A 25171-nucleotide genomic window follows, 5' to 3' on the forward strand; every position below is an offset into this window, starting at 1 on the left:
GTGCGCCTCCCTCAGCCGCCCGCGAAGGGCGGCAGGACGTCGATCGTGGCCCCGGCCGGTAGCGGTGCCCGCCGATCATGACAGGTCACGCCGTCGACGAGGAAACTCGCCACCTTCAGCACGGCGGCGAGCCGTTCGCCGTGCCGTTCGGTCAACTCGACGAGGAGTTCGTCCAGGGACCGGCCGCCGGATGCGGTCTCCTCGGACCGGCCGGCGGCGGCCCGCGCCCCGGCGAAGTAGCGGACGGTCAGCGGCGCCCCGGCGCCGGCCGCCGGTGCGGTCGGGGTCGGTTCGGGCTCGGCCGGGCCGGTGTGCGCCGGAGGGGCGGGAGCCGCTGTCCCGGTACGGCCCGCGTGCGTCGGTCCCGCCACGGTCAGCCTCCGATCGCGGACATCGGCCGGGCGGGCTGGAGGAAGGCCGGGTCGTCGATGCCGTGCCCGGCCCGTTTTCCCCACATCGCGGTACGCCAGCGCCGGGCCAGTTCGTCGTCGTCCGCTCCGGCCCGCAGGGCGCCGCGCAGGTCGGACTCCTCGGTGGCGAAGAGGCAGGCGCGGACCTGCCCGTCGGCGGTGAGCCGGGTGCGGTCGCAGTCGCCGCAGAACGGCCGGGTGACGCTGGCGATCACGCCGACCCGGGCGGGGCCGCCGCCGATCAGCCAGGTCTCGGCAGGCGCCGCGCCGCGCTCCGCCGGGTCGGGGGTCAGGTCGAACTCCCCGCGCAGGGAGGCCAGGATCTCGTCGGCGGTGATCATGGTGTCGCGGTTCCAGCCGTGCTGGGCGTCCAGCGGCATCTGCTCGATGAACCGCAGCTCGTAGCCGTGGGCGAGGGCGAAGCGGAGCAGCCCGGGTGCCTCGTCGTCGTTGACGCCGCGCATGAGCACAGAGTTGATCTTCACGGGGGTGAGCCCGGCGGCGGCGGCCCCGGCCAGCCCGGCGAGCACGTCCGCCAGGCGGGGGCGCCGGGTCAGCCGGGCGAACCGCTCCGGATCGAGGGTGTCCAGCGAGACGTTCACCCGGTCCAGCCCGGCGGCGCGCAGCGCGGGGGCGAGCCGGTCCAGCCCGATGCCGTTGGTCGTCAGCGAGATCCGGGGGCGCGGCTCCAGCGCCGCCACGGCGGCCACGATGCCGACCAGGCCGGGCCGGATCAGCGGCTCCCCGCCGGTGAACCGCACCTCGGTCACGCCGAGCAGGCGCACCGCGACCCCGACCAGCCGGGCGATCTCGTCGTCGCCGAGCAGTTGCGGGCCGGGCAGCCAGGCCAGCCCCTCGGCCGGCATGCAGTAGGTGCAGCGCAGGTTGCACTTGTCGGTCAGGGAGACGCGCAGGTCCCGGGCGACGCGGCCGTACCGGTCGGCGAGGACGCCGGAGTTCGGCGGGGCGGCGGTCACCCGTCGACGGTAGCGCGCCCGAGCCCGGCAAGCGCCGACCGGGCGGTACGGGCGACCGCATCGCGGTACGCCCCGCCGAACAGGGCGGCGTGCACCAGCAGCAGGTGGAGCTGGTGCAGCGGCACCCGCTCCCGCCACCCGTCGGCCAGCGGCCACTCCTGCGCGTACGCGGCGAGGATCCGGTCGAGGTGCGGGGCGCCGCCGAAGAGAGCCAGCTGAGCCAGGTCGGTCTCCCGGTGCCCGCCGTGCGCCGCCGGGTCGACCAGCCAGACCCTGTCGTCCGCGCCCCAGAGCGCGTTGCCCGGCCAGAGGTCGCCGTGGATCCGGGCCGGCGGCTCGTCCCCGCCGAACTCGCCGATCCGCTCGACGACCTGCTCGACCAGCGTGGCCTCGACGTCGCTGAGCCCGCCGCCGGCCACCGCGCGGCGCAGGTGGGGCAGCAGCCGGCACCGGGCGAACCAGCGCGACCAGGGGCCGTCGTCCGGCCTGTTGTCCTGCGGGAGGGACCCGACGAAGCCGGCCCAGTCGGCCCCGAACGCCGGCGCGCCGGCCCGGTGCAGGGCCGCTAGCTCGCGACCGAACCGCTCGGCCGCCTCGGGCGTCGGCTCGCCGGGCTCGATCCACTCCAGCGCGAGCAGCCCCGGCAGCGCCACGACCACCTCCGGTACGGCGACCGTCCCGGCCTCGCGCAGCCACCGCAGGCCGGCCGCCTCGGCGGCGAAGAAGCCCTCGGGCACCGGTCCTCCGGCGGTCTCCGGCCAGGTCTTGGCGAAGACCGAGTGCCCGTCGTCCAGCGTGAGCCGGGACGCGGCGCAGATGTCGCCGCCGGCGACCGGCGTCTCCCGGATCCGCTGGTGGGTCAGGAAGGTCGGCAGGTGCTCCGGGTGCGCCCGCAGGTACGCCAGATCCATCTGCGCAAGGTAACGCGCCGACGGCGTCCCGTCCCGCCGGAAACGGGCTGTCGTGAATCTTGGACGATTTCGGCCCCTCAGGGGGCTCGTTCGCTCCATGATCGCCGGGGCTCGGTGCGGGGCGTGCCCGTTGCGGGTGGCGCCTGGGGGACGAGAATTGGGCTTGAGCTGCATAGATACTCTCCGTGTCTGTGGACAACCCGCGTGTCGTCCACAGGGGCCGGCGGCCGCCCCGCCCCCGCCGCAGGCTGCCAGCCATGACCCCGACCGACCGCCCCCGGCTCGCCGTCCGTTCCCCCGCCGACCTCATCGCCGCCGTGCCCTTCCTGCTCGGCTTCCACCCGACCGACAGCGTCGTCGTGGTGGCGATGCGGGGCCGCCGGATCACCTTCGCCGCCCGCGCGGACCTGCCCGACCTCGCCGACCCGCGGGACCCTGCCGGCCACCTGGCCGGCGTCGTCGCCCGGCAGCACGCCGAGACCGCCACGGTCCTCGGCTACGGTCCGGCGCCGCTGGTCACCCCGGCGGTCGACGCCGTGCGCGCCGCGCTCACCACCGCCGGGCTCCCCGTGCTCGACGCCCTGCGCGTCACCGAGGGCCGCTACTGGTCGTACCTCTGCACCGAGCCGGCGTGCTGCCCGCCCGACGGCACCCCCTACGACGTCGGCGCGAGCGAGGTCAGCGCGGCGGCCGTCTTCGCCGGCCAGGTCGCGCTGCCCGACCGGGCCGCCCTGGTCGCGCAGGTCGCCCCGGTGACCGGTCAAGCCCGTTCGGCCGTACGCCGGGCCACCGCCCGCGCCGAGCGACGCCTCGCGGCCCTGCTCGACCGGGAGCCCGCGACCGACCCGCGCGGCGGGCGTGCGGTCCGCGCGGCGGGGACGGCGGCCGTACGCTCCGCGCTGCGCCGGCAGCGGCGGGGGCAGCGCCTCAGCGACGACGAGGTCGCCTGGCTGAGCGTGCTGCTGACCCACGTGCCGGTACGCGACCACGCCTGGGAGCGCACCGACGGGCGGGACGAGGACATCGCCCTCTGGACCGACGTGCTGCGCCGGGCCGAGCCGGAGCTGATCGCCGTGCCGGCCGCGCTGCTGGCGTTCGCGGCCTGGCGGGCGGGGCAGGGTGCGCTGGCGGCCGTGGCTCTGGAACGGGCCCTGGCCGAGCATCCCGGCCACTCGATGGCGCTGCTCCTCGACGACCTGCTTCGCCGGGGCGTGCCGCCGGCGGAGCTGGACGGTTGGCCGGCGGTGGGAACGCCCGGAGTGCTACGCCGCCGGCGCAGCCGACGCGGCCCCCGCTGACTCCCGTCAGAGCATCCCGAGTGCGGCGCCGATGACGGCCTGAGCTGTACGGCTGAGCTCCTCACCCTTGGCGTCGGTCCCGGTGATCGAGTACTGCGTCCGGAACCGGCCGTCGCGGGTGGACGCCACGCCGGTCAGGTAGCCGAACCGGGAGCCCGTTTTGATCCACAGGACTTCGCCTCCGGGCAGCGGGAACGCGGTGAGCCCGGCGCTGTAGCGGGCCGGACCACCGGAGACGTCGGGGACAGCGGGCAGGGTGAACATCTCGGCCAGCTGGGCCGGCGGCACGACCCGGCCGGCGAAGAGCGCGGCGACGAACGTGTCCAGGTCGGCGAGGCTGGAGATGACGTTGCCGGAGGCCGGGGTGAAGGTCTGGCTCCAGGTCGTGGCGTCCACCAGTTCGGTGCCTCCGTCGCGCACGACGGCCTGGTATCCGTGTGCGTGCGGACCGAGGATGCGCGGGTCGTCGCCAGGGGCGTACGTGTCTCGCAGGCGGAGCGGGCGGGCGATCCGCCGGTCCAGCTCCCGCGCGTACGCGTGGCCGGTGACCTTCTCCACCAGCAGGCCGGCGACGATGTAGCCCATGTTGGTGTAGTGCTGCTTCGTCCCGGGTTCGAACTGCCTGGGGTTGCGCAGGCCGAGTCGCACGACTTGCTCCGGGGTCCAGCGGTCGTACCGGTGGGCGAGCTGCCACTCGATGCCGTCCGGCATGGTCGGGCTGGGGATGCCGTTGGTGTGGTCGAGCAGTTGGCGGACGGTGACGGTCGGGTAGTCGGCGGGCAGCAGCCCGGGCAGGTGACGCTGCACCGGGTCGGCCAGGTCGATGCGGCCCTCGGCGACCAGTTGCAGCACCAGTGCGGCGGTGAAGACCTTGGTGGCGCTGCCGATCCGGAAGCGTGCGTGCGGCGGCACGGGGGCCTGACTGCGCAGGTCCCGGACGCCGGTGGCACCGGTCCAGCAGCCGTCCGGGGTGATGATTCGGACCTGGGCGCTGGTGGCGTCGGAGTCGGGTAATCCGGCGATCGCCTGCCGGAGCGGGCCGGGGTCGAGGGTGCCGGGGCGGCAGTCGGCGGCGGAGCGGGCCGGGGGTGCGGCGGTGACCGCGCCGGGGGCCACGACGGTCAGCACGGTGGCGAGCGCCGTCGCGACGAGAGCGGTCCGGCCATTCATGATTTTCATGACATCGAGCCTTGTCTCCCGGTGCCGGCCGGGCATCGGGGAGATTCCCCTGGCGCACCCGGATCGGACGACCGGGGAGAACCCGGTCATCCGTGGCAGCGGCTCGACCTCGGCGACACCAACGTGGCAGGCGTGCATGGCCGCGCGGCAGACCAGGTCCGGCGACGTCCTGTCACACCCCGTCCTCCTCGCGCGTGGCCCGCTGTCGGTAGGCGCTCAGGGAGAGGCCGAGTACCGACCGGAACTCGTTGGCGAGGTGGGCGTGGTCGCTGTAGCCGAGGTCGGCGGCGACCGCGGCCAGGGTCGTGTCCGGGTCGGTACGCAGGCGTTCGGCCGCCTCCTGTAGCCGACGCCGACGGATCATCGTCGACGGCGGCAGCCCGACGTACCGTCCCGCGAGCCGCTGCAACGAGCGGGTGGACAGGCGCAGGCGTACGGCGGCATCCTCGACCGTCCGGATAGTCGGATCCGTGTCGATGGCCTCGGCCATCGCGTTGGCCAGCAGCGCCTCGTCGTTCGGCGGTGGGACCACCTCGCTGAGCCACCCCGCGAAGGCGTCGACGGCCCGGCGGTGCCGGGTCTGCCGGTCGCCCGGCCCGGTCATCTCGCGGTGCACCCGCTCGTGCAGGACGGGTAGGTCCACGGCCTCGTAGCGGTCCCGCAGGGCCGCCGGGTCCGCGACGAGATGGGGTACGGCCGCCGGCCGCAGCAGGGCGCCGACGGCCCAGCCCGTTCCGGTGAGGTCACGGTACGAACTGCCGGTCGTCGGTCCGGAGACGCCGACCGCGTCCGGTTCGACGACGAGGTTGCAGGCGGGGAAGGCGATCAGATGCTGCCGGGAGGATCGCCCCGGCTGGATCTGCCACTCCGGGATCCAGAACCACCGCACCAGCTGCCGCACCGCCTCCGGCGGCGGGAGCCGGTCGAACGTGGGCAGCCGCGCCGGGTAGAGGACACCCGGTGGGCTCGCCGCACCCGGGCCGGCCGCCTGTCGCGAATCTTCAAGCCGGCCCACGCCCGCCGTTCCTACGATCGGTCACATGACTGCAACGAGCCGAGCCGCCGACGGTGAGCACACCACGAACGGTACGCCGCACGGCGCCACCAGCCTGACCCCCTTCCTGGCGATCCCCGACGCACGCGGCGCCATCGACTTCTATCGGGACATCTTCGGTGCCCGGGTGGTCGACGTGACCGAGATGGGCGGGGTCGTGGCCCACGCCGTCCTCGACTTCGGCCACGGGCTGCTGCAACTCGGGGAGCCGATGCCCGACTACGGGCTCGTCGCGGCACCCGAAGGGGACCAGGACTGCTACTCGATGGGCCTCTACTGCCCGGATGTGGACGCGGTCGTCGCCCGGGCCGAGGCTGCCGGCGCCGTCGTCCGTGAGGCGCCGTCCACCTTCGTGTCCGGCGACCGGTTCGCCAGCATCAGGGACCCCTTCGGCGTACGGTGGTCGGTCATGACCCGGGTGGAGGACCTCTCCGAGAAGGAGAGCGCGCGACGGGTCGCCGAATGGGCCGAGCAGCAGAACCAGGCGAGCTGACACGGAAAAGGCGAGCGTCGCCTGGAGGACCTAACGTGTCGGGCGTGAGGAACGAAGGCTGGTTGGCGGACACCAGGGACTCCTACGACACCGTTGCCGCCAGCTACGCGGAACTTGTGCGCGACCTCCTGGTCGACGCGCCCCACGAACGGGCGGCCCTGGCGTTGTTCGCCGAACTGGTGCTGGCCGCTGGCGGAGGCCCGGTCGCCGACATCGGCTGCGGGTCCGGACGCGTCACCGCCCTCCTGCACCGGCATGGCCTCGACGCCTTCGGCATCGACCTTTCCCCGGGGATGATCGGGATAGCTCGGCGAGACCATCCCCACCTGCGGTTCGAGGTGGGCTCGATGACCGACCTCGCGCTCGCCGAGGCCTCGGTCGCGGGCGTGATCGCCTGGTACTCGCTCATCCACGTCCCGGACGAGGAAATCGGCCGGGTCCTCGCGCAATTCCGGCGGGTACTGCGCCCAGGGGGCCCGCTGCTGCTCGGCTTCCACGTCGGCGACGGGTCGCGGTTGAAGACCGAGGGCTACGGCGGCCATCCCATGAAGGTCCACGTCCACCGCCGCCGGCCGGAACGGTTGGCGGCCTGGCTGCGGGCGGCTGGATTCACAGTGGAGGCCGAGACGGTCGTGACCTCGCCCGAGAGCAGGCTCGGCGGCATCCTCTTCGCACGCCGGCATCCCTAGCCCTGTCCCGCGAGCCATGGCCGTTGTCAGACCGGTCCGACCCGAGCGGTACGGGGCCGTGGGAGACGCCGACCGGCCGGTAGGGTCGTCCGCGTGGACCTGGACGACACCGCCGCCCGGCTCGGGGTGCCCGTCGAGGACGTCGAACGCGTACACCGGCTCGCCGGTGACCGGCCGTCGGCTCCGCTGCCCGCCAGGGCCGACGCGCCCGCGATCCTCGACCGGCTCGCGGTACGGCCGGACGACGCCGCCGAGATCATGGCGGGCTGGCCCGACGATGACTCCCCACTCTGGACGCCGGAGCTTCGCTGGCTGCTCGACCGGTCGATCGCCCTGGTCCGCGCCGATCTCGGGGGCCACGGTTGGCTGCCGCCCGGTCCGGAGCTGCCGCGCGAGCGGGGCCCCGCCTGGCGGCATCTCTACGTGTACGCGTACCTGGCCCTGCTCGACGCTGTCAGGGGATACCACCGCGACCACGGCATCGCCGACGCCGTCTCGTGGGCGACCCTCGCGGACCTGGGCCGCAACCTCGCGATCGACCGGCGGATGCAGCGCGAGGGCTGGCCGGTCATGCAGAGCTGGCTGACGCTGCACGCCCGCGGCGGCCTCTACGAGTTGGGCCGGCTGCAACACCAGCGCGGCGGCACCGCCCTCGACCTGCACATCCCCGAGGCGGGGCCGCTCACTCCGGAGGCGGTCGCGGCCTCGCTCGACGAGGCCCGCGCGTTCTTCCCGCGCCACTTCCCCGACGAGCACTACACGGCGTTCGCCTGCGGCTCGTGGCTGCTCGACCCGCAACTGCTGGAGTACCTGCCCGACGACTCCAACATCGTCCGGTTCCAGCGGCTGTTCGAGTTGTCACCCTACGAGGAACCGGAAGGGCTGGACGCCGACGTCGAGGTGCTGCGGTTCGTGTTCCGCACCCTGACCACGCCCCTCGACGAGCTGCCGCGCCACACCGTGCTCCAGCGCGCGATCGTCGATCACCTGAAGGCCGGCCGCCACTGGCAGGTCCGGCGCGGCCGTTTCCCGATCTAGCACCCCGGCGTCACTCCGGCCGCCTGCGACCGTGGGGACGAACGTCACTTCCTCAGGGTGCGCACCGCGGTCGAAGACACCGTGGCAAGTTCGGGCTGCGCAGGCAAAAACACCGTGGGGACACCGAGCGACTCGTTCATCGCGGCGAGCTGGTACTCGCTCTGAAGGTCGGTGGTGTTCCGCACGCCGCGGACGATCACTCCTACCTCGTGGTGACGGCAGTAGGTGGAGGTCAACCCGCTCCAGGCCGCGACGCTGACGGAGGTCCACCCGGCCGGCAGAACGGCCCGGACAGCGGCCGCTCGCTCCTCTTCGTCGGTGCCCGGATTCTTGAGGCTGTTGACCGCGACGAGCACGACCACCTCGTCGAAGAGGCGGCGTGCCCGGTCCACCACATCCAGATGCCCGGAAGTGAAGGGATCGAAGCTGCCGGGATAGACCGCCCGCACGCCTCTGCCGGTGCTCATGGCCCGACTGTAGGTATCGGCTGTCGGATCCGCTGGCCCCTCGCTGTGGGCAGTACGTCACACCCACAGGGACTCGCCGCGCCCGGCGCAAGCAGCGACACCTTTGGCCATGCCCTGAGCAGAATCGCTCGCTTCCCGATCTGCGCTGCGGGCAGGCTGTCGAGATGAAGGCGAGCTTCAGCGGTGAGGTGGCGACGTACTACGCGAGGCACCGGCGGGGTTACCGGCCCGAGGTGCTCGACGCCCTCGTCGGAGCGTTCGGCCTCAGCGCCGAGGACAGGGTGGTCGACCTCGGCTGCGGCACCGGCCAGTTGAGCCTCCCGCTCGCCGTCCGGGTCGGGGCCGTCATCGGCGTGGACCCGGAGCCCGACATGCTGGCCCTGGCCCGCCAGGCCGCCCTCGACGCTGCGACGGTCAACACCACGTGGCTGCTCGGCACGGACAGCGACCTGCCCGCGCTGGGTCGGCTACTCGGCGAACGGACGATCGGCGCGCTGACCGCCGCTGTCGCCATCCACTTCATGGACCGCGACGCGCTGTTCAGGGCCGCCCGGCCGCTGCTGCGTCCCGGCGGCGGCATCGCCGTGGTCACCAACGGAGCGCCGCTGTGGCTCCAGGACGCCGATTGGTCCGAGGCACTGCGCGAATGCCTGGAACGGCTGCTCGGGCACCCCGTCACCGCCGCCTGCCAGACCGACGAGGCCGGCCGCCTACGCAACCAGGACGCCCTCGTTCGCGCCGGCTACCGGTACGCGGAGACGTCGGTGCAGTACGACGCACCGCTCACCGTCGATGACATGGTCGGCGGCGTCTTCTCCGCGTTGTCGGCCGACCGGCTGCCTTCCACGCAGGGCCGAGTCACGTTCGCCGCAGAGGTCCGCGACGCCCTCGGCGGACGCGACGAGGTCACCGAGCGGATCCGCGTCTGGCTCCAGTTCGGTACGCCCGATTGAGAGCCGCGCCTCCCTCAGCTACAGCCTTCCCTTGCCACAACCCGCCGGCAGCGGAGCGCGCCCCGGTTGGTCAGGCCCGCTCGGCCAGCTCGGCGACGAACGCGCGCCACGCCGCCGGGGCGAAGGCGAGTGCCGGGCCGGCCGGGTCCTTCGAGTCGCGGACGGCGACGACGCCGGGAAGATTGTCGGCGACCTCGACGCAGGCGCCACCGTTCGAGCTGCTGCGGGTGCTCTTGCGCCACTGCGCGCTGGTCAGGTCATCCATGATCGCGCTCTCAACAGGTCGATGGTCTGGTCTCGCGGCAGCGCGACCGACCTCACGGTATCCCAGACGGCCCAGAGCGGAGCAACGTCATTCGTCAGGCGACCGGCGGCTTGGTCGTCCAGGTAGCCGACCTCGCCGTCCGGCGTGCTGGCGATGATGAACGGTCCGGCCTGACCGGGGTGCAGCCCGGCGCGGAGGGGAAGCACATGGACCATGACGTTCGGACGCCGGGCAAGCTCGATCAGGTGATCAAGCTGCGGTTGCATGACCTCGGGCTCTCCCCGCCGGAGCGCAGCCTCGTCGATCACGAAGACGAGGAGGGGAGGACGCGGGCGGTCGAGCACGGCGGCCTGCCGGCGTAGCCGGGCGTCCACATGAGCTTCCGCGTCAGCCATCAGCGGCCCGCTGGTGAGGACGGCCCGGGCGTAGTCCTCGGTCTGTAGGAGGCCCGGGAGGACGGCCGACTCGAACCACCGCAGCCCTGACGCCTCACGCTCGATCTCGGTCCACGGTCTGAACCACGCTGGCTCTCTTCGCTTCAGTGCGTCCGGCCAGAGCTCTTCCATGTCCTTGTTGAGAATCTCGGCGACCCGGGCACGGTGACGGGTCTGCGGGATTCGTCCCTGACTCACCCAGCGTGCCGCCGTCTTCGGGTCGACGCCAACCTGAGCTGCCAGGCTCTCCGCAGTCTGCCCGGCCTTCGCCATCGCTACCTGAACCGCCCGGTTCATCCCCGCCCCTCACACGAACGTCCCGAATGCTCCGGGTACAGACTGCTACGCGGTGTGATCGACCGGCAACCCTGGGCAGGGTGCTTCTCAGACGGCGCGAGCCGGTGGAGGCATCCCGAGGCCCGCCGGTCGTGCCACGAGGGGGCCGCCGCCGGGCGAGCATCCGTGGCGGCCCCCTCCTCCACCGACCGCTGAGGGGGAAGACCTTGCCGGAGCGCCAGCCGCCGCCGAAGCCGGACCCGAGGCCCGCGCCGCGGCAGATCAGGTCGGGTGACGTCCTGCATCTGACCCGGTCCGCGAGCCCGCAGTTCGCCCGCCCGATCGTCGTGCGCGTGATCCGCGTCCTCACCGACTGGCACACGTACCACGGTTGGTGCTGGATCGACGTCTACCAGTTGGGTGCGCGCGGCGACGCCGTGGACCGGCGCTCCCTCTACGTGCGATGCGAGGGGGTCCGCTGGCGTACGGCGACTCCGGCCTCCCCGGCGCCGGCCCGGCGCCGGCCGGTCCGCCCGCGGGTCCCGGCATGACCCGCCGCCGCGCTCACCTGCCCACCCGGCCGACCTGGCGCTGCGCGGCCTGCGGTATCGCCTGGCCGTGTTCGGCGGCGAAGCTGCGCCTGCTCGCCGAGTACCGGACGGACCGGCCAGCCCTGCTGATCCACCTGGCGACCCTCCAGGCCGAGGCGGGCGAGGAACTCGCCGCGCTGGACCACGCCACGACACCGGCCGGCCTGACCGTCCGCTTCACCGCCTGGGCCCGCCCGCGCTGACCGCCGCCGAAGGCACCGCCCCCGGGAACGCCACTACCGGGAGGACCGCCTCCGGGAGCGCCACCACCGGGAGCGACGGCATGGCGTTCTCCGTCGAAAGATGTAGGGGACGTTCGTTCCACGGGGCGAGTCGGCGGGTACGACGCCGGCACAGAATGGTTCCGTGCCCCAACCCACCGCAAGCACCGCATGAGCGTCGGACTGCTGCTGACGCTCGCCGGCCTGGCCCTGGTCGACAGCACGAGCATCGGCACGCTCTTCATCCCCGTCTGGCTGCTGCTCGCACCCGGGCCGGTCAACGCGCGCCGGATCCTCGGCTACCTCGGCACCATCGTCGTCTTCTACTTCGGCGTCGGGCTGCTGCTCGCCCTCGGCGGAAGCCGGCTGGCCGACGTCCTCGGCGGGGCGATGGACAACCGGCCGGTGCTCTGGGCGCAACTCGTCCTCGGGGTCGGGCTGTTCCTGCTCAGCTTCCGCTACGACGGCAAGCGGCGCCCGCGCAGCGGAGGCGTGCTGCGCTGGCGGGACCGGGCCATCGCCGGCGACTCCTCGGCGCGGTGGCTGGTGGGGTTGGCGCTGCTCGCCGCGCTCGCGGAGGTGGCGACGATGCTGCCGTACCTCGGCGCGGTCGGCCTGCTGACCACCTCGGGTCTCGGCGCGGCCGAGATGGTGGGGCTGCTCGCCGGCTACTGCCTGGTCATGGTGCTGCCGGCGGTGCTGCTGCTGGCGGCCCGGGTGACCCTGCCGAGGCTGATCGAGCCGGTGCTGGCCCGGCTCAACGCCTGGATCATGCGGACCTCCGGCAGCATGCTCGGCTGGATCCTCGGCATCGCCGGCTTCCTGCTGGCCCGCGACGCCGCGTTCCGGTTGGGGCTGTTCGACTAGGGCGTATTTTCAGAGGCATGTGAGGCCTGGGGATCAGGTGGCTGTTCCGTCGGTGGTCACGCGGTCGGGGCGGGCGTAGACGTTCATCGCGTCGCCGCGCAGGAAGCCGACCAGCGTCAGCCCGGCCTCCTCGGCCAGCTCCACCGCCAGGGTGCTCGGCGCGGAGACCGCCGCGAGCAGCGGCACCCCCGCCATCCACGCCTTCTGGGTCAGCTCGAAGCTCGCCCGCCCGGAGACCAGCAGGACGTGCCCGGCCAGCGGCAGCCGCCGCTCGCGGACCGCCCAGCCGACCACCTTGTCGACGGCGTTGTGTCGGCCCACGTCCTCCCGCAGCACCACCAGGTCGCCGTCGGCGGTGAACAGACCCGCCGCGTGCAGGCCGCCCGTGCGGTCGAAGCCGCGCTGCGCCGCGCGCAGCCGGTCCGGCAGCGCGGTCAGGACCGCCGCCGGCACGGTCAGCGGGTCGTCGCCCACCGCGAAGACCGATCGGGTACGCACGGCGTCGATGCTCGCCTTACCGCACACCCCGCAGGAGCTGGTGGTGTAGAAGTTCCGGGCCGGATCGACGGCGGGTTCGGGCACGCCGGGCGCCAGCACCACGTCCACCACGTTGTACGTGTTGGGCGTCTCCGCGCCGGCGCAGAGCTGCGCGGTGCGTACATCGTCGGCGGCGCGGATCAGCCCCTCGGTCAGCAGGAAGCCGATCGCCAGGTCGAGATCGTCGCCGGGCGTACGCATGGTCACCGCGAGCGGCCGTCGCCGCCCGGGGCCGGCCGCACCGACCCGGATCTCCAGCGGTTCCTCCACGGCCAGGCTGTCCTGCCGGCGTACCGAGGTGCGGCCGGTGGCCGCCGCGTCGAGGTCGATGCGCAGCACGCCGCGCCGGTCAGTCGCCCGTCCCATCCCGCCATCCTGCACCCCCGGCCCGGGCCGCCGCGCGGCTACCGTGGCCGGATGGACGCGTACGCGGCGGTGGTGCTGGCGGGCGGGGCCGCGCGGCGGATGGGGGGCGTCGACAAGCCGGCCCGGACGGTCGGCGGCCTGCCCATGCGGGAGCGTGTGCTCGCGGCGGTCTCCGACGCCGCGCCGCGCATCCTGGTCGGCCCGCCCGGACGGGTGCCCGCCGGGGTGCGGCTGACCCGGGAGGATCCGCCGGGCGGCGGTCCCGTCGCCGCCACCTCGGCCGGGCTGGCCCTGCTCGACCCCGGTACGCCGGTGGTCGCCCTGCTCGCCGCCGACCTGCCCCTGCTCACCCGCGCGGCGGTCGGGGAGTTGCTCGACCACCTCGACGCCGGCCACGACGGCGCCTGCTACGTCGACGCCGACGGCCGGCGGCAGACCCTCTGCGGCGTGTGGCGGGTGGCCCCGCTGCGCGCCGCCCTGGACCGCCTCGCCACCGAGCGCGCCCTCAGGCCCGCCAGGCCCGCCGAGGTCGCCACCAGGCCCGATGAGGTCGCCCCCAGGCACCCCGGCGGCTCCGCCGGGCGCGCCAGCGGGCACCCCGGCGGCTCCGCCGCGTCGCTGGCCGGGGCACCGATCAGGGCGCTGCTCGCCGGGCTGCGGGTGCGCGAGGTGCCGTGGGCCGGTGGTGGCCCGCCGCCCTGGTTCGACTGCGACACTGACGAGGACGTACGCCGGGCGGAGGAGTGGACGCGATGACGGTCATGGACGACTGGGTGACGGCGGCCTGCGCCGAGCTGGACCTCGACCCCGCCCAGGTGCCGGTGCCGGCCGTGCTCGACCTGGCCAAGGACGTGGCGCACCAGGTGCTGCGCCCGGGCGCGCCCGTCAGCGCGTACCTTCTCGGGCTCGCGGTCGGGCGGGGTGCGGACCCGGCCGGCGCCGCGGCCCGGCTCAGCGCGTTGGCCGCCCAGTGGCCGGTGGGGCTCGACGCCGAGCGCCCGGGCGGGACACCCGCCTGACCTCCGCTGTCCGATCACGGTCGGGCTGATTCGCCTCCCCCTTCCCGTGGGTAGGGTGACCTCGACGGACGGAGGCGATCATGACGGCAGACCACCCCTCGGCGCCGAGCGGCGACTCGCCCGGCACCCTGCCGGCGCACCACGAGCCGATCCTGCTCGACGAGCCCAGCACGGCCGACCTGCGGGCCAAGGTAACCCAGGCCTGGCACGAGTTCGCCCGGGCGCTGGCCGGGCGGTTGGCGGCGCTGCCCACGGGCACGCACGTGGAGCTGACCCTCGACCCGACGGCCTCCGGCACCGGCGACGCGGTCTACTCGGTCAGCATCGACGTGCGCGAGGAGGGCCAGCTGGCCGCCCGCGCGGTCGGCAACGCGACCCTGCCGGAGGGCTACCGGCTCGACCGGGCCGCCGTGGCGGACATGATCGCGCTCGGCTGGTCGCCGCCCGGCGTGGTGGCGGGCTCCGGGGAGTACTTCGGGCTGGACAGCGGCACCGCCGAGGCCACCCGGCTGGCGGCCCTGCTCACCCGCACGCTGCGCGACGTCTACGGCGCCCCGCACCCCGCCTTCCTCGTCTACCTCATCCACGACGCCGAGGGCGAGGCGCTGCCGGTGGAGCCGCTGGGCACCGCGCGCAGCGAGTTCGGCCCCGACCGCAACGTGGAGGCCGACCTGGACGAGGCGCTCGCGGCGGCCGCCGCCGCCCAGGCGCCCGAGCACGACGCGGCCGCGCTCGCCGAGCAGGTCCGCACCGTCGTCTCGACCATGCTCAAGTCGGAGCCGGACCGGTTGCAGGTCGACTCCGACGGCGACATCAACATCCGCGCCGGTTCGGCGATGGTCTTCGTCCGGGTCCGGGACAACCCGCCGCTGGTGGACGTCTTCTCCCCGGTGCTCACCGAGGTCGAGCCGACCGAGCGGCTCTACGTGAAGCTCTCCGAGCTGACCAACCGGATGCCGATCGGCCGGCTCTACTGCGCCGACGACACCGTGTGGGCGTCCATCCCCGTCTTCGGCCGCAACTTCCAGGCCACCCACCTCATGCTGGCGGTCCAGGTGATGACCGGGCTGGCGGACGAGCTGGACGACCGCCTGCACGGCGAGTTCGGCGGGAAGCGCTTCTTCGGCGAGGGCGACAAGCCCGTCAAGCGGGACCAGGGCGAACACCGCACCGGCATGTACCTCTGATCCACGCCCCGCCACCGGTGGGCGACGGGGTGGGGCCCGGATCGGTGGTGGCGGGTGGAGCCCGGAAACCCCGAGAAACCGGGCCCCACCCGCCGGGGAGGGAGGATCAGGTCACGGGGAGCCAGTCGAGGCTCCGGGCGGTGGCCGGGTCGGTGGCCCGCAGGCCGGCGGCGGAGACGGTCCAGAGCACGTCCCCGACCAGCAGCGACCGCAGCACCGGGCCCGACGGGCCGGTGTGGGAGACCGTGCCGACCTCGCCGATGTCGGTCCCGGACACCCGCAGCAGGCGTACGTCGTCGCCGACCGGGAGCGCCACCAGGCCCGTCTCCGGGTGGTGCAGGAAGGCGTGCGTGTCGTGCTCCAGCGCGGAGTACGCCCTCGGCACGTGCCACTGGTCGAGTCGGCTCGGACGGGCCGGGTCGCGGACGTCGAACAGTGACACCTGGAGCCCCTGCGTCCGCCCCCGCCGGTCGGCCTCCTGGCCCACCCCGAGCAGCCGGCCCTCGGGCAGCGGGTGCAGGTACGCCGAGTACCCGGTGATCTTCAGCTCGCCGGTGACCCGGGGCGCGGTCGGGTCGGTCAGGTCGACCGCGTAGAGCGGGTCGGTGAGCCGGAACGTGACCACGTACGCGGAGCCGCCGAGGAAGCGCACGGAGAAGATCCGCTCCCCGGGACCGAGGCCGGTGACCGCGCCCGTACGGACCAGCGTGCCCCCGTCGGGGCGCAGCACGTGGACGGCCGACTCGGAGGTGGGGCGGGCGCCCCACGTGTCGCCGGTGGTGGTGGCCACCCGCAGGTGCCCCTGCCACTCCGAGAGCGCGTACTGGTTGACGAGTGAGCCGGGCACCGAGCCGGAGGCCACGTAGCGGGGGCGCCCGGGCGTGCCGGTGTCGAACCGGTGGATCTCGGTGACCTGCGGGACCGGCCGCCGGACACCCCCGCGCGGCGGGCCGGGCCGGGTCGTCTCCGGCCGCTCCCCGGCGAGGTAGAGGCTGGACCCGGTGCCGTAGACGGTGGTCGCGTCGGCGGCGACGCTGACCGGATCGCCGTCACCGAGCCGGTCGCCGCCGAGGTCGAAGCTCAGCACGGTCAGCATCGACGTACCGGACCAGGCGGGGGGCCGGCTCAGCCGGTCGCACTCGACCCGGCCGGCGTGCCGCTCCGCCCCGGCCGTCCACTCGTACGCCGGCAGCCACGCCTCCACCCCGGCGGCGGCGATCACCGCGCGGTTGGCGGCGGTCCGCGTCGCGTCGGTGCCCCGGTCGGCGTACGGGAAGACCAGCCGGGGGCGGGTGCGGACCACGACCCGCGCGGTGGACCCGGTCTGCCGGGCGTCGACGAGGTTGCCGTCCATCCGGTAGGTGCCGAGCACCCGTGGCGCGCCCGCGAGGTCGACCAGGATCAGGTGCGGCGCGGTGCGGGGCCGCGCGCCACGGGTCCCCGGCTGCATCTCCGGGCCGACCTGCGTCAGCACCAGCGCCCGGTCGCCGTGCAGCAGCAGGTTGGCCTGCTCCCCCCAGCTCAGCTCCGGCATCGTCCGCGTGAGGTCGAGGCGGCCGGTCTCCCGCCGGGCGGCCGGGTCCACCACCCGCAGCACGCCCCGGGTGACGGTCACGATCCGCCGCCCGTCGGTCTTGACGAGGTCCGGCTCGTCGGCGCCGGCCTCGTGCACGTTGGTCGTGGAGTGCTCCTGCGCGGGCTGGGCGGACTGGGCCGATGCCCGGGACCCGGACGCGCCCTTCGCGGCCTCGCTGAAGGCGGCCCCCGTACGCCAGCCGTCACCGAAGCCCCACGGGCCGACGGAGGCTGCGGCGGCGGCGCGGAGCCCGGCCAGCGCCTCGGCGCAGGAGTCGTAGGAGACCAGGACGGGAGCGGCCGTCGGCTGCCCGGGGCCCGGTGGATCGGGCGGCACCGCCGGGATCGCGCTGCCGCCGAGCAGGGTGAGCGCGGCCAGTGTGCCGACCGCGAAGATGGGGGCTCCCCGTGTCATGGGCGGTTCGACGCGCCCGGCCGCCGGGCGGTTCCGGCCTTCCGTGCCGCTTCTCCCGGGTGCCGTCCCTCCGGCGGCCCGCGCGGGTCAGCGGGGGGAGGGACCGACGCCGGGGGACTCGACCAGCCGGGAGAGCACGATGGTGCTCCGGGTCGAGGTCACGAAGGGCTCGGCCCGCAGCCGCTCCAACGCCGCCTCCAGGTGCGCGATGTCGGCGGCCCGCAGGTGTACGAGCGCGTCGGCCTCGCCCGAGACGGTGTACGCGCCCACCACCTCGGGGTGCCGGCGGGTGGCCACCCCGATCTGCGCCGGCGTGGTCCGCCCGGCGCAGAACAACTCGACGAACGCCTCCGTGGTCCAGCCGACGGCGGCGGGGTCGACGACGGCGGTGAAGCCCCGGATCACGCCGGCCGACCGCAGCCGGTCGACCCGCCGCTTGACCGCCGGGGCGGAGAGCGACACCCGCTGGCCGATGTCCGCGTACGAGGCGCGGGCGTCCGCGACGAGCAACGCAATGATCCGCTGGTCTACGGCATCTATCTGCAACGTTCCGCCTTTGGGAAGCAACGGTTGTGGCTGTTACCAAAGTTCGAGGGTACCTACCCTTGGTCACCGTGAACCAGCAGCGAGTCCCGCGAAAGCGGACATATCTCATGTGCTCGCCCGAGCACTTCGCGGTCGAGTACGCGATCAACCCGTGGATGGACGTGTCCACCCCGGTCGACTCGGAGCTTGCGGTCAAGCAGTGGGACCGGCTGCGGGAGACCCTGGTCGGCCTCGGCCACGAGGTGCACCTGCTGACGCCCGAGCGGGGCCTGCCCGACATGGTCTACGCCGCCAACGGGGCGTTCGTGGTCGACGGCTCGGTCTACGGCGCGCAGTTCAAGCACGAGCAGCGGGCCGCCGAGGCCGCCGCCCACCGGGCCTTCTACGAGTCGCGGGGCTGGCGGTTCATCGCGCCGATCGAGACCAACGAGGGCGAGGGCGACTTCGCGTACCTGCCGGAGGCGCACGGTGGTCTGATCCTCGCCGGGCACGGCTTCCGTACCGAGCTGCCGGCGCACGCGGAGGCGCAGGAGGCGCTGGGCCGGCCCGTGGTGTCGCTGCGCCTGGTCGATCCGCGCTTCTACCACCTGGACGTTGCGCTCGCCTCCATCGACGACGAGAACGTCGTCTACTACCCGGGCGCCTTCTCCGCCGCCAGCCAGCGGGTGCTCACCCAGCTCTTCCCCGACGCGGTGGTCGCCGACGCCGAGGACGCTCTGTCCTTCGGCCTCAACCTGGTCAGCGACGGGCTCAACGTGGTGCTCAACAGCGAGGCGACCCGGCTGGCTGGGAAGCTGAAGGCGGCCGGCTACCACCCGGTCCCGGTCGAGCTGGCCGAGCTGAAGAAGGGCGGCGGCAGCGTGAAGTGCTGCATCGCCGAACTCCGCTCCTGACCCACTTCCGCCGTGCCGCCCCACCCGCCCACCCCACGGTGGGCGGGTGGGTCAGCCCAGGGTGGCCAGTTCGGTCACCAGGACGTTCGAGAGGACCTGGCCGTCGAGCTGCACCTCGCGCAGGTACCACTTCTGCTGCGGCGTACGGGGCTGGTTGAACTGCCACAGCCCGCGCGGGCTGTCGATCTGGCCGATCTTGCCGAGGGCCAGGTTGACCTGCTGCGGGTTGGGTGAACCGCCCGCGATCCGGATCGCCTGGTCGAGCACCTGCGCGGCGTCGTACGAGGCCATCGCGTAGGTGGTGGGCGAGGTGCCGTGCTTCTTGCGGTACGCGGAGGCGAACCGGCGGTTGGCCGTGTTGTTGAGGTCGGACGAGTAGTTGAGGGCCGTCTGGATGCCCAGCGCGTCCTCGGCCTTGACGCTGCTGAGCACCGCGCCCTCGGTGAGGAAGCCGGGGGCGTACACCTTGCCGGTGAACCCCTCGATGCGCAGCTGCTTGATGAACTCGACGGCCGCCGGCCCGGCGAAGAAGCAGAACACCGCCGACGGGTTGCGGCCCAGCGCCGTGCGGATGTCGGCCCGGTACGCGGACTTCGACGGGTTGGTGTGGACGCCCGTGGAGACCGTGGCGTCCTTGATCCGGGGGTCGGACTCGCCGAACTCCTGCCGGAAGCCCCGGATGACGTCCTGGGCGGGGACGCTGTCCGGCGCGATGATCGCCAGCCGTGCCGAGTCCGGCAGCTGTTCGCGCAGGTAGCGACCGAGTGCCCGGCCCGCCTCGTCCAGCACGTACGACGTCCGCCAGATGTAGACGACGCTCTGGAGGCTGGACGGCGAGGCGTTGGAGCCGATCAGGGGCACCCGGGCCTGCTCGACGGTGTCCCGGATGCCGGACATGACGTTCGCGTCGACCACGCCGGTGAGGGCGAGTACGCCCTGCTTGAGCAGCCCTTCGACGGCCGCCTTGCCGGTCTTGACGCTCTCGCCCTCGTCGGCGGTGAGCAGGGTGGTCGGGTGCCCACCCAGCAGCTTCTCGTTGAGGTCGAGGAAGAGCTGGAAGCCGTTGGTGATCTCATCGCCGATCGCCTTGAGGCCGCCGCTGGTCGGCGCCACGAGGCCGATCTTGATGGGGCTTCCGGGGCTGGCCGACTCGCCGTCGGCGTCGTCGGTGCCGCATCCGGCGACCAGTCCGGCCGTACCGAGAGCGGCCAGGAGTTGGAGGGCCCGCCTGCGGTTCATCTGCGACACCGAGTTCCTTCCGGGGGAGCGTTGCAGGGCGGATCACGCCCCCTCGGCGTTCTACCCGGTCAGCGACGCTGCGTCAATGCCTAACGATCTTCCTGGAGGGATCGGAAAGCAGCCGTGATCTGCGGCCACGCCGCCGACTCCGGATCGATGAGCCCGAAATGCTCGCATTCTGGCAGCTCAAGAAGGGCGATATCGCCACCCGCGGCGCGGCCGGCCGCCACGAACTCCCGACTCATCGCGATGGGCACCTGCTCATCCAGTGCACCGTGCGCGACTACTGTGCGTGTTGGTGTTGGCACCGACAATCGTGGATCCGCCTTGGCGTACCGCTCGGGGTGCTCCGCCGGTCCGCCGCCGAGCAGCGCGGCCACCGCCCCCTCGTCCAGATCCAGCCGGTACGCCTCCGCGAGGTTCGACACCGGGGCCAGCGCCAGCACGCCGCCGACGGCGGCCGGGGCGGTCGTGGCCACGTACAACGCCAGGTGTCCCCCGGCCGAGTGACCCACCAGCAGCGGCGGCCCGGCGGCGACGCGGCCGGACAGCGCCTCGGCCGCGAGCCGGGGCAGCTCCGTCACGCCGGTCAGCACGTCGCTCAGCGTCGCCGGCCAGCCGCCGCCCGGCTGTCCCGTCCGCCGGTACTCCACCTGGGCCACCGGGTGGCCCAGCGCGGCCAGCCCGACGGCCAGCGGGTCGGTGTGCCGGCGGTCGTACTCGGCCCGCCAGAAGCCGCCGTGCACCACCACGACCAGCCGTCGGGCCGGGCCCGTCCCGGCGGGAACGCGCAGGTCGGCGACCTGGTCCGGGTGGTCGCCGTAGGAGACGGTGACGTCGGGGGCCGCGGTGGGCCGGCTGAGCACGTCGCGGGGGTCGGCGGGCATGGCGCGACCGTAGCGCGGATCACGCGTGGATCCGAGGTCGGGGATCGGTCCCCGGACGCATGGGCGCTCGCGGCTGGGTAAAGATGGTTGCCATGACCGAAGCGCACTCCGCTGGACAGAACGACGAGCCGGGCCAGGATGGCACCGGTCGCTCCGGAACGGTGGTGGTGGTGGGCCCGGACGGGCGGCCCGTCGGCACCGTGCAGACCGACGAGGCACACGGCGAGGACCCGACCCGACTGGTCGAGCAGCCGGCCAAGGTGATGCGGATCGGCAGCATGATCAAGCAGCTGCTGGAGGAGGTCAAGGCCGCCCCGCTCGACGACGCCAGCCGGCACCGGATGCGGGAGATCCACGAGCGGTCGATCGTCGAGCTGAAGGAGGGGCTCGCCCCCGAGCTGCGCGAGGAGCTGGAGCGCATCTCGCTGCCCTTCACCGAGGAGAAGGCACCCAGCGAGGGCGAGCTGCGCATCGCACACGCCCAGCTCGTCGGCTGGCTGGAGGGCCTGTTCCACGGCATCCAGGCGGCCCTGGTCGCGCAGCAGATGGCCGCCCGCGTGCAGCTGGAGCAGATGCGCTCCGGCCGGCAGGCGCTGCCGAGCGGCCCGGGCGCCGGCATGCTGCCGGGCATGCCGGGGATGGGCCAGCCGCCGCAGGGCGGCGAGGGCCACAGCACCGGCCAGTACCTCTGACCGTCCGGCCGGCCGGGGACCCCGGCCGGCCGCTCACCCCACCCCGAAGACCTTTTCCAGGTACGCCGCCACGCCGTCCGCCGAGTTCGCCGCCGTGACCTCGTCGGCGATCTCCAGGACGGCGCGGTGCGCGTTCGCCACGGCCACTCCCCGCCCGGCCCAGGTCAGCATGGGTACGTCGTTGGGCATGTCGCCGAAGGCGAGCACGTCCCGGGCGTCGATGCCCAGCCGCGCGCAGTACCACGCCAGGCCGGCCGCCTTCGTCACGCCGGACGCGGAGATCTCCACCAGCCCCGAGTACGACGAGTGGGTCGCCTCCGCCAGCCCTTCCAGGGCGGCGGCAACCAACGCGACGAACGCGTCGGGATCCTGCTCCGCCGAGCGGGCCAGCAGCTTCACCGCCGGCGCCGCCAGCAGCTCCTCGGGGGTCTCGACCGCCCGGATCGCGTCGTGGTCGGCGTCCCAGCGCAGCGGGTAGTGCGCCTCGTGCCGCATCTGCCGGCTGTCGACGATCTCGACCGCGAAGCTGACCTCGGGCACCTCGGCGCGCAGCCGCCGGGCCACCTCGGCGAGCAGTTGCGGGGCGAGGGGGTCGGCCCGCAGCACCTCGTCGGCGACCGGGTCGTAGACCACCGCGCCGTTGGCGCAGATCGCCGGCAGCGGCTCGGCGAGCTGCTCGTACACCATCTTCAACCAGCGGATGGGACGGCCGGTGACCAGCACGACCGGCGTGCCCCGCGCGGAGAGCCGGGCCAGCACCTCGGCGGTGTGCGGGCTGAGCGTGCGGTCGTCCCGGAGCAGGGTGCCGTCGATGTCGGTGGCGATCAGCCGTGGTGCCTCTCCCATCAGCGGGACAGTAGCCGATCGAGGTACACCGCCACCCCGTCGTCGTCGTTGCGCAGGGTGACCTCGTCGGCGAGGGCACGGACGGTCGGGTGGGCGTTGGAGACCGCGACCCGAGCCCAGCCGGCCCACTCGAACATCGGCAGGTCGTTGGGCATGTCCCCGAAGACCAGCACCTCGGCCGGGTCGACGCCGAGGCGCTGCGCCACCACGGTGAGCCCGGTGGACTTGTCCACCCCCGGCGGGCAGATCTCGACGAAGTCCAGCCCGGCCTGGGTGAGGGTGGCCACCTCCGGCGGGACGATCTGCCGGGCGACCTCGAGCAGTTCGTCGACGTGGTGGTCGGCGGTCCGGACGAAAGCCTTGATCACGTCGCAGGAGAGGCACTCGGCGCGGCTGCGCGTCTCGAACGCGTCCTGGTAGGGCCAGCTCGCGTGGTAGTCGCCCCAGAGCGGGGCGTCGTGCTCGTCCGACGCCTCGACCATCACCGTCAGCGGCCCGACGGTCGTCTCCAGGTCGGCCAGCAGCGTGGCCAGCACCTCGGCGGAGAGGCGCTCGTCGCGCAGCACCACCGGCCCGGCCGGGTCGCTCTGGTCGACCACCCGGCCGCCGCCGGCCATCACCAGGAAGTCCGCGGCGCGGATGTCGTTGCGGGTCAGTTCGGCCAGCCGGGGCCCGCGACCGGTGGCGCCGACCACCGGGATCCCGGCGGCCCGCACCCGGTCGAGCACCTCGTGGGTGTACGCGGAGACGGTCTCGTCGCTGCGGACGAGCGTGCCGTCGAGATCCGTGGCGATCAGCTTGGGCAGCCCCGGGCGGGTCATCGTTCCTCCTTCGCCCGCCGCCGTCGCAGCCAGCCGTCTCGGTCCTCGGTGCCTCGACCCCGAGTGACGGCGGGCAGCAAACGTACCTCGCGAAAGGGGCACCGGCCATGGCGTTCCGGCGAATGCCGTGCCAACGGACGACGGCCCGCCGATGTCCCCCGTCCGGGACCTTCCACCGGGTCGGGCCGGGCCGGGCTGGGCGGGCCGGGCCTCGTCGGGTCGAGCGGGCGCGCCGGGCCGGGCGGCCGTGCGGGCCGGAGTGGAGCCGGGTCAGTCCCGGAGCTCGGGGCGGGCGAAGGGGATGGCCGGCCCGACGGTGAGGTCGGCCGGCGCGGGCGGGCCGTCGTCCGCCATGTCCCGCGCCCTGCGGCGACGCCAGCCCACCGGCTCCGGGTCGTCGGCGTCGTCCGCCTCCCGCCCCTCGTCGGCCTTCCCGGCGGGCGGGGCGGCGCCGGCCGGGGCCAGCTTCAGCGCCGCCGCGAACAGGGCACAGGCCACGAACGCCGTCACCAGGCCCCGGCCGTACTCGACCTGGAACCCGTCGTCCGTGGAGTAGAAGAAGACCCGCTGCGCGGCCTCGTCCAGCGAGGCGGCGGTCGCGACCAGCAGCCCCAGCAGCGCCACGGCCAGGGCCAGCCCGGCGAGCCGGGCGTTCGGGCGTACCGCGCCAGTGCCGCGCAGCGCGAGCACCACCGCGCAGACCAGGGCGAACAGCCCGACCAGGTAGCCCACCCCGAAGCCGCCGATGTCGGACACCCCGCCCGGCACCCGCAGCGGCGTGTTGCCCTGCGGCCCGCCGTTGGGGATCGTCATGATCTGCCACTCGCCGAGCATCGAGGCGAGGGCGGCCACCGCGGCGAGCCCCGCGAGCAACACCGGCAGTCGGCGGTCCCGGCCCAGGCCGGAGAACGTACGCCCGAACCGGCGCGGCCCGGCCGGCTCCGCTGTGCCCCACTCCAGGACGGCCGCACCGTCGGACCGGTGTTCCTGCCGGGGAATGGGGGAATCCTGGGACATCGGCCACCCTTCCGCGTTCGCGGGCCTGCCCCGAATCATGACACAGTACGCACCCGGCGACGCGGAGCGTGAACGGTCGCCGGCTCGTGGCCGGTGGGCTAGCGTCGGGTGCATGCCTATCCGTACCGCTTCCGCACAGTGGCAGGGCAACCTCACCGAGGGGTCCGGCACCATCCGCACCGGCAAGGGCGGGTTGCAGGGGAACTACTCCTTCAAGTCCCGTTTCGAGGAGGGCGAGGGCACCAACCCCGAGGAGTTGATCGGGGCGGCCCACGCCGGCTGCTTCTCGATGGCGTTCTCCAAGGCGCTCGCCGAGGCCGGTTCTCCCCCCACCTCCGTGGAGACCACCGCCAAGGTCCACCTCGACAAGACCGACGCCGGAATGACGGTGACCCGCATCGAGCTGGACACCGTCGGCCAGGTGCCCGGCATGGACGAGGCGCAGTTCACCAAGCTCGCGGAGACCGCCAAGGAGAACTGCCCGATCTCCCGCCTGCTCTCCCCGGGCGCCCAGATCAGCCTGACCGCCCGCCTCGCCTCCTGACCGTCCGCATCCTCGCTGTCGACCGCCACGGGAAGGACCTTCCCGTGGCGGTCCGCCCTCTCGGCCGGCGCGGGCGGGCCGGGTCGTCGGGCAGAATGGGCGGGGTGCCGGTGGAGATGAGTCGCGAGCGCTTCGAGGAGCTGGTCGGCGACGCGCTCGACGAGGTGCCCGAGGAACTCCTCGCCCTGATGAGCAACGTCGTGATCCTGGTGGAGGACGACCCGCCCCCCGGCGAGGACCTGCTCGGCCTCTACGAGGGGCACGCCCTCACCGAACGGGGCTGGGACTACGCCGGCGTGCTGCCGGACCGCATCCTGATCTACCGCAACCCGATCCTGCGCATCTGCGACGACGACGAGGACGTCGTCGACGAGGTCGCGGTGACGGTGGTGCACGAGATCGCCCACCACTTCGGCATCGACGACGCCCGCCTGCACGAGCTGGGCTGGGGCTAACGGGGCGTGG

Annotated in this window: 31 protein-coding genes; 15 read left to right on the plus strand and 16 right to left on the minus strand. The window is 73.8% G+C overall.

Features of this window, described 5'->3' with window-relative positions:
- Window positions 1-11: 11 nt before the first annotated feature.
- The 3 genes from ACTMS2_RS03090 to ACTMS2_RS03100 all read right to left on the minus strand — a co-directional run bounded on the left by ACTMS2_RS03090 (window position 12) and on the right by ACTMS2_RS03100 (window position 2298).
- The gene (locus ACTMS2_RS03090) at window positions 12-251 is read right to left on the minus strand and encodes a MoaD/ThiS family protein (RefSeq protein ID WP_089003790.1); all 240 of its coding nucleotides are present in this window, start codon (window positions 249-251) and stop codon (window positions 12-14) included.
- Window positions 252-373: 122 nt separating this feature from the next.
- Window positions 374-1387 carry a GTP 3',8-cyclase MoaA gene (gene moaA, locus ACTMS2_RS03095; protein ID WP_441173944.1) on the minus strand — a complete coding sequence of 338 codons (1014 nt, stop codon included), beginning with the start codon at window positions 1385-1387 and terminating at the stop codon, window positions 374-376.
- Window positions 1384-2298, minus strand: a complete 915-nt coding sequence (locus ACTMS2_RS03100; RefSeq protein WP_441173945.1) for a fructosamine kinase family protein — start codon at window positions 2296-2298, stop codon at window positions 1384-1386. Before ACTMS2_RS03100 ends, moaA begins: the two co-directional genes overlap by 4 nt.
- Window positions 2299-2555: 257 nt before the next feature.
- On the opposite strand from ACTMS2_RS03100, the gene ACTMS2_RS03105 reads away from it, so the two are divergent.
- Complete coding sequence (locus tag ACTMS2_RS03105; protein WP_441173946.1) at window positions 2556-3596, plus strand: DUF4192 domain-containing protein; 1041 nt, start codon at window positions 2556-2558, stop codon at window positions 3594-3596.
- A gap of 6 nt (window positions 3597-3602) precedes the next feature.
- On the opposite strand, the gene ACTMS2_RS03110 is transcribed toward ACTMS2_RS03105, so the two are convergent.
- Window positions 3603-4775: a serine hydrolase domain-containing protein gene (locus ACTMS2_RS03110; RefSeq protein ID WP_441173947.1), complete on the minus strand. Its 1173-nt coding sequence runs from the start codon at window positions 4773-4775 to the stop codon at window positions 3603-3605.
- A 172-nt stretch (window positions 4776-4947) separates the two neighbouring features.
- Entirely contained in the window at window positions 4948-5790 is an 843-nt protein-coding gene (locus ACTMS2_RS03115; protein ID WP_441173948.1) for a helix-turn-helix domain-containing protein, read from the minus strand.
- Between the two features lie 25 nt (window positions 5791-5815).
- On the opposite strand from ACTMS2_RS03115, the gene ACTMS2_RS03120 reads away from it, so the two are divergent.
- The 3 genes from ACTMS2_RS03120 (at window position 5816) to ACTMS2_RS03130 (ending at window position 8049) form a co-directional block, all read left to right on the plus strand.
- Entirely contained in the window at window positions 5816-6322 is a 507-nt protein-coding gene (locus tag ACTMS2_RS03120) for a VOC family protein (RefSeq protein ID WP_089002847.1), read from the plus strand.
- A gap of 35 nt (window positions 6323-6357) precedes the next feature.
- On the plus strand, window positions 6358-7011 hold the full coding sequence (locus tag ACTMS2_RS03125; protein WP_441173949.1) for a class I SAM-dependent DNA methyltransferase: 654 nt from the start codon (window positions 6358-6360) through the stop codon (window positions 7009-7011).
- 93 nt (window positions 7012-7104) lie between these two features.
- The gene (locus ACTMS2_RS03130; RefSeq protein WP_441173950.1) at window positions 7105-8049 is read left to right on the plus strand and encodes an acyltransferase domain-containing protein; all 945 of its coding nucleotides are present in this window, start codon (window positions 7105-7107) and stop codon (window positions 8047-8049) included.
- A gap of 44 nt (window positions 8050-8093) precedes the next feature.
- On the opposite strand, the gene coaD is transcribed toward ACTMS2_RS03130, so the two are convergent.
- Window positions 8094-8516, minus strand: coding sequence for a pantetheine-phosphate adenylyltransferase (gene coaD / locus ACTMS2_RS03135; RefSeq protein ID WP_441173951.1), 423 nt, complete (start codon window positions 8514-8516; stop codon window positions 8094-8096).
- A 164-nt stretch (window positions 8517-8680) separates the two neighbouring features.
- Here coaD and ACTMS2_RS03140 point away from each other — a divergent pair, with 164 nt between their 5' ends.
- Window positions 8681-9469: a class I SAM-dependent methyltransferase gene (locus ACTMS2_RS03140; protein WP_441173952.1), complete on the plus strand. Its 789-nt coding sequence runs from the start codon at window positions 8681-8683 to the stop codon at window positions 9467-9469.
- 70 nt (window positions 9470-9539) lie between these two features.
- Here ACTMS2_RS03140 and ACTMS2_RS03145 read toward each other — a convergent pair whose 3' ends face one another.
- Both ACTMS2_RS03145 and ACTMS2_RS03150 read right to left on the minus strand, forming a co-directional pair.
- The gene (locus ACTMS2_RS03145) at window positions 9540-9734 is read right to left on the minus strand and encodes a DUF397 domain-containing protein (protein ID WP_441173953.1); all 195 of its coding nucleotides are present in this window, start codon (window positions 9732-9734) and stop codon (window positions 9540-9542) included.
- Complete coding sequence (locus tag ACTMS2_RS03150) at window positions 9722-10465, minus strand: Scr1 family TA system antitoxin-like transcriptional regulator (protein ID WP_441173954.1); 744 nt, start codon at window positions 10463-10465, stop codon at window positions 9722-9724. Before ACTMS2_RS03150 ends, ACTMS2_RS03145 begins: the two co-directional genes overlap by 13 nt.
- 206 nt (window positions 10466-10671) lie before the next feature.
- On the opposite strand from ACTMS2_RS03150, the gene ACTMS2_RS03155 reads away from it, so the two are divergent.
- The 3 genes from ACTMS2_RS03155 (at window position 10672) to ACTMS2_RS03165 (ending at window position 12122) form a co-directional block, all read left to right on the plus strand.
- Complete coding sequence (locus ACTMS2_RS03155) at window positions 10672-10995, plus strand: hypothetical protein (RefSeq protein ID WP_441173955.1); 324 nt, start codon at window positions 10672-10674, stop codon at window positions 10993-10995.
- A complete protein-coding gene (locus ACTMS2_RS03160) occupies window positions 10992-11237 on the plus strand; it encodes a flavin reductase (RefSeq protein ID WP_441173956.1) in 246 nt (81 codons plus the stop codon). The genes ACTMS2_RS03155 and ACTMS2_RS03160 overlap by 4 nt, the downstream gene beginning before the upstream one ends.
- A gap of 189 nt (window positions 11238-11426) precedes the next feature.
- A complete protein-coding gene (locus ACTMS2_RS03165) occupies window positions 11427-12122 on the plus strand; it encodes a GAP family protein (RefSeq protein ID WP_441173957.1) in 696 nt (231 codons plus the stop codon).
- 33 nt (window positions 12123-12155) lie between these two features.
- On the opposite strand, the gene fdhD is transcribed toward ACTMS2_RS03165, so the two are convergent.
- Window positions 12156-13025 (minus strand): formate dehydrogenase accessory sulfurtransferase FdhD, encoded by an 870-nt coding sequence (gene fdhD / locus ACTMS2_RS03170; protein ID WP_441173958.1) that lies wholly within the window; start codon window positions 13023-13025, stop codon window positions 12156-12158.
- 51 nt (window positions 13026-13076) lie between these two features.
- On the opposite strand from fdhD, the gene mobA reads away from it, so the two are divergent.
- From mobA to ACTMS2_RS03185, 3 genes are all read left to right on the plus strand, one after another.
- Window positions 13077-13781: a molybdenum cofactor guanylyltransferase gene (gene mobA, locus ACTMS2_RS03175; protein WP_441173959.1), complete on the plus strand. Its 705-nt coding sequence runs from the start codon at window positions 13077-13079 to the stop codon at window positions 13779-13781.
- Window positions 13778-14044 carry a DUF6457 domain-containing protein gene (locus ACTMS2_RS03180; RefSeq protein ID WP_089003792.1) on the plus strand — a complete coding sequence of 89 codons (267 nt, stop codon included), beginning with the start codon at window positions 13778-13780 and terminating at the stop codon, window positions 14042-14044. Before mobA ends, ACTMS2_RS03180 begins: the two co-directional genes overlap by 4 nt.
- An 80-nt stretch (window positions 14045-14124) precedes the next feature.
- On the plus strand, window positions 14125-15231 hold the full coding sequence (locus ACTMS2_RS03185) for a T3SS (YopN, CesT) and YbjN peptide-binding chaperone 1 (RefSeq protein WP_441173960.1): 1107 nt from the start codon (window positions 14125-14127) through the stop codon (window positions 15229-15231).
- A gap of 106 nt (window positions 15232-15337) precedes the next feature.
- On the opposite strand, the gene ACTMS2_RS03190 is transcribed toward ACTMS2_RS03185, so the two are convergent.
- Window positions 15338-17221: a beta-propeller domain-containing protein gene (locus tag ACTMS2_RS03190; RefSeq protein WP_441173961.1), complete on the minus strand. Its 1884-nt coding sequence runs from the start codon at window positions 17219-17221 to the stop codon at window positions 15338-15340.
- An 87-nt stretch (window positions 17222-17308) separates the two neighbouring features.
- Window positions 17309-17767, minus strand: coding sequence for an Lrp/AsnC family transcriptional regulator (locus tag ACTMS2_RS03195; protein WP_089002854.1), 459 nt, complete (start codon window positions 17765-17767; stop codon window positions 17309-17311).
- A gap of 59 nt (window positions 17768-17826) precedes the next feature.
- On the opposite strand from ACTMS2_RS03195, the gene ddaH reads away from it, so the two are divergent.
- On the plus strand, window positions 17827-18660 hold the full coding sequence (gene ddaH, locus ACTMS2_RS03200; RefSeq protein WP_441173962.1) for a dimethylargininase: 834 nt from the start codon (window positions 17827-17829) through the stop codon (window positions 18658-18660).
- 51 nt (window positions 18661-18711) lie between these two features.
- On the opposite strand, the gene ACTMS2_RS03205 is transcribed toward ddaH, so the two are convergent.
- Window positions 18712-19908: an ABC transporter substrate-binding protein gene (locus ACTMS2_RS03205; protein ID WP_441173963.1), complete on the minus strand. Its 1197-nt coding sequence runs from the start codon at window positions 19906-19908 to the stop codon at window positions 18712-18714.
- 80 nt (window positions 19909-19988) lie between these two features.
- The gene (locus ACTMS2_RS03210) at window positions 19989-20786 is read right to left on the minus strand and encodes an alpha/beta hydrolase family protein (protein ID WP_441173964.1); all 798 of its coding nucleotides are present in this window, start codon (window positions 20784-20786) and stop codon (window positions 19989-19991) included.
- Window positions 20787-20869: 83 nt separating this feature from the next.
- On the opposite strand from ACTMS2_RS03210, the gene ACTMS2_RS03215 reads away from it, so the two are divergent.
- The gene (locus ACTMS2_RS03215) at window positions 20870-21478 is read left to right on the plus strand and encodes a bacterial proteasome activator family protein (RefSeq protein ID WP_441173965.1); all 609 of its coding nucleotides are present in this window, start codon (window positions 20870-20872) and stop codon (window positions 21476-21478) included.
- A gap of 33 nt (window positions 21479-21511) precedes the next feature.
- Here ACTMS2_RS03215 and ACTMS2_RS03220 read toward each other — a convergent pair whose 3' ends face one another.
- From ACTMS2_RS03220 to ACTMS2_RS03230, 3 genes are all read right to left on the minus strand, one after another.
- Window positions 21512-22324, minus strand: a complete 813-nt coding sequence (locus ACTMS2_RS03220; RefSeq protein ID WP_441173966.1) for an HAD family hydrolase — start codon at window positions 22322-22324, stop codon at window positions 21512-21514.
- The gene (locus ACTMS2_RS03225; protein WP_441173967.1) at window positions 22324-23145 is read right to left on the minus strand and encodes an HAD family hydrolase; all 822 of its coding nucleotides are present in this window, start codon (window positions 23143-23145) and stop codon (window positions 22324-22326) included. Before ACTMS2_RS03225 ends, ACTMS2_RS03220 begins: the two co-directional genes overlap by 1 nt.
- Window positions 23146-23415: 270 nt before the next feature.
- On the minus strand, window positions 23416-24162 hold the full coding sequence (locus ACTMS2_RS03230) for a hypothetical protein (RefSeq protein WP_441173968.1): 747 nt from the start codon (window positions 24160-24162) through the stop codon (window positions 23416-23418).
- Between the two features lie 112 nt (window positions 24163-24274).
- Here ACTMS2_RS03230 and ACTMS2_RS03235 point away from each other — a divergent pair, with 112 nt between their 5' ends.
- Window positions 24275-24706: an OsmC family protein gene (locus tag ACTMS2_RS03235; RefSeq protein WP_441173969.1), complete on the plus strand. Its 432-nt coding sequence runs from the start codon at window positions 24275-24277 to the stop codon at window positions 24704-24706.
- Window positions 24707-24816: 110 nt separating this feature from the next.
- Window positions 24817-25161, plus strand: coding sequence for a metallopeptidase family protein (locus ACTMS2_RS03240; RefSeq protein WP_172896728.1), 345 nt, complete (start codon window positions 24817-24819; stop codon window positions 25159-25161).
- The last annotated feature ends 10 nt before the right edge of the window (window positions 25162-25171 follow it).

It is taken from the genome of Micromonospora sp. SD12, from assembly GCF_052068495.1.
GTDB classification, from domain to species: domain Bacteria; phylum Actinomycetota; class Actinomycetes; order Mycobacteriales; family Micromonosporaceae; genus Micromonospora; species Micromonospora echinofusca.

Excerpts from the sequence above, each read along its gene's own strand:
- fdhD (WP_441173958.1), bottom strand. The coding sequence starts at position 13,025 with ATGGGACGGGCGACTGACCGGCGCGGCGTGCTGCGCATCGACCTCGAC.
- ACTMS2_RS03150 (WP_441173954.1), bottom strand. The coding sequence starts at position 10,465 with ATGAACCGGGCGGTTCAGGTAGCGATGGCGAAGGCCGGGCAGACTGCG.
- ACTMS2_RS03160 (WP_441173956.1), top strand. The coding sequence starts at position 10,992 with ATGACCCGCCGCCGCGCTCACCTGCCCACCCGGCCGACCTGGCGCTGC.
- ACTMS2_RS03215 (WP_441173965.1), top strand. The coding sequence starts at position 20,870 with ATGGTTGCCATGACCGAAGCGCACTCCGCTGGACAGAACGACGAGCCG.
- ACTMS2_RS03210 (WP_441173964.1), bottom strand. The coding sequence starts at position 20,786 with ATGCCCGCCGACCCCCGCGACGTGCTCAGCCGGCCCACCGCGGCCCCC.
- ACTMS2_RS03190 (WP_441173961.1), bottom strand. The coding sequence starts at position 17,221 with ATGACACGGGGAGCCCCCATCTTCGCGGTCGGCACACTGGCCGCGCTC.
- coaD (WP_441173951.1), bottom strand. The coding sequence starts at position 8,516 with ATGAGCACCGGCAGAGGCGTGCGGGCGGTCTATCCCGGCAGCTTCGAT.
- ACTMS2_RS03185 (WP_441173960.1), top strand. The coding sequence starts at position 14,125 with ATGACGGCAGACCACCCCTCGGCGCCGAGCGGCGACTCGCCCGGCACC.
- ACTMS2_RS03230 (WP_441173968.1), bottom strand. The coding sequence starts at position 24,162 with ATGTCCCAGGATTCCCCCATTCCCCGGCAGGAACACCGGTCCGACGGT.
- ACTMS2_RS03235 (WP_441173969.1), top strand. The coding sequence starts at position 24,275 with ATGCCTATCCGTACCGCTTCCGCACAGTGGCAGGGCAACCTCACCGAG.
- ACTMS2_RS03180 (WP_089003792.1), top strand. The coding sequence starts at position 13,778 with ATGACGGTCATGGACGACTGGGTGACGGCGGCCTGCGCCGAGCTGGAC.
- ACTMS2_RS03140 (WP_441173952.1), top strand. The coding sequence starts at position 8,681 with ATGAAGGCGAGCTTCAGCGGTGAGGTGGCGACGTACTACGCGAGGCAC.
- mobA (WP_441173959.1), top strand. The coding sequence starts at position 13,077 with ATGGACGCGTACGCGGCGGTGGTGCTGGCGGGCGGGGCCGCGCGGCGG.
- ACTMS2_RS03100 (WP_441173945.1), bottom strand. The coding sequence starts at position 2,298 with ATGGATCTGGCGTACCTGCGGGCGCACCCGGAGCACCTGCCGACCTTC.
- ACTMS2_RS03110 (WP_441173947.1), bottom strand. The coding sequence starts at position 4,775 with ATGAAAATCATGAATGGCCGGACCGCTCTCGTCGCGACGGCGCTCGCC.
- ACTMS2_RS03220 (WP_441173966.1), bottom strand. The coding sequence starts at position 22,324 with ATGGGAGAGGCACCACGGCTGATCGCCACCGACATCGACGGCACCCTG.
- ACTMS2_RS03120 (WP_089002847.1), top strand. The coding sequence starts at position 5,816 with ATGACTGCAACGAGCCGAGCCGCCGACGGTGAGCACACCACGAACGGT.
- ACTMS2_RS03165 (WP_441173957.1), top strand. The coding sequence starts at position 11,427 with ATGAGCGTCGGACTGCTGCTGACGCTCGCCGGCCTGGCCCTGGTCGAC.
- ACTMS2_RS03105 (WP_441173946.1), top strand. The coding sequence starts at position 2,556 with ATGACCCCGACCGACCGCCCCCGGCTCGCCGTCCGTTCCCCCGCCGAC.
- ACTMS2_RS03225 (WP_441173967.1), bottom strand. The coding sequence starts at position 23,145 with ATGACCCGCCCGGGGCTGCCCAAGCTGATCGCCACGGATCTCGACGGC.
- ACTMS2_RS03145 (WP_441173953.1), bottom strand. The coding sequence starts at position 9,734 with ATGGATGACCTGACCAGCGCGCAGTGGCGCAAGAGCACCCGCAGCAGC.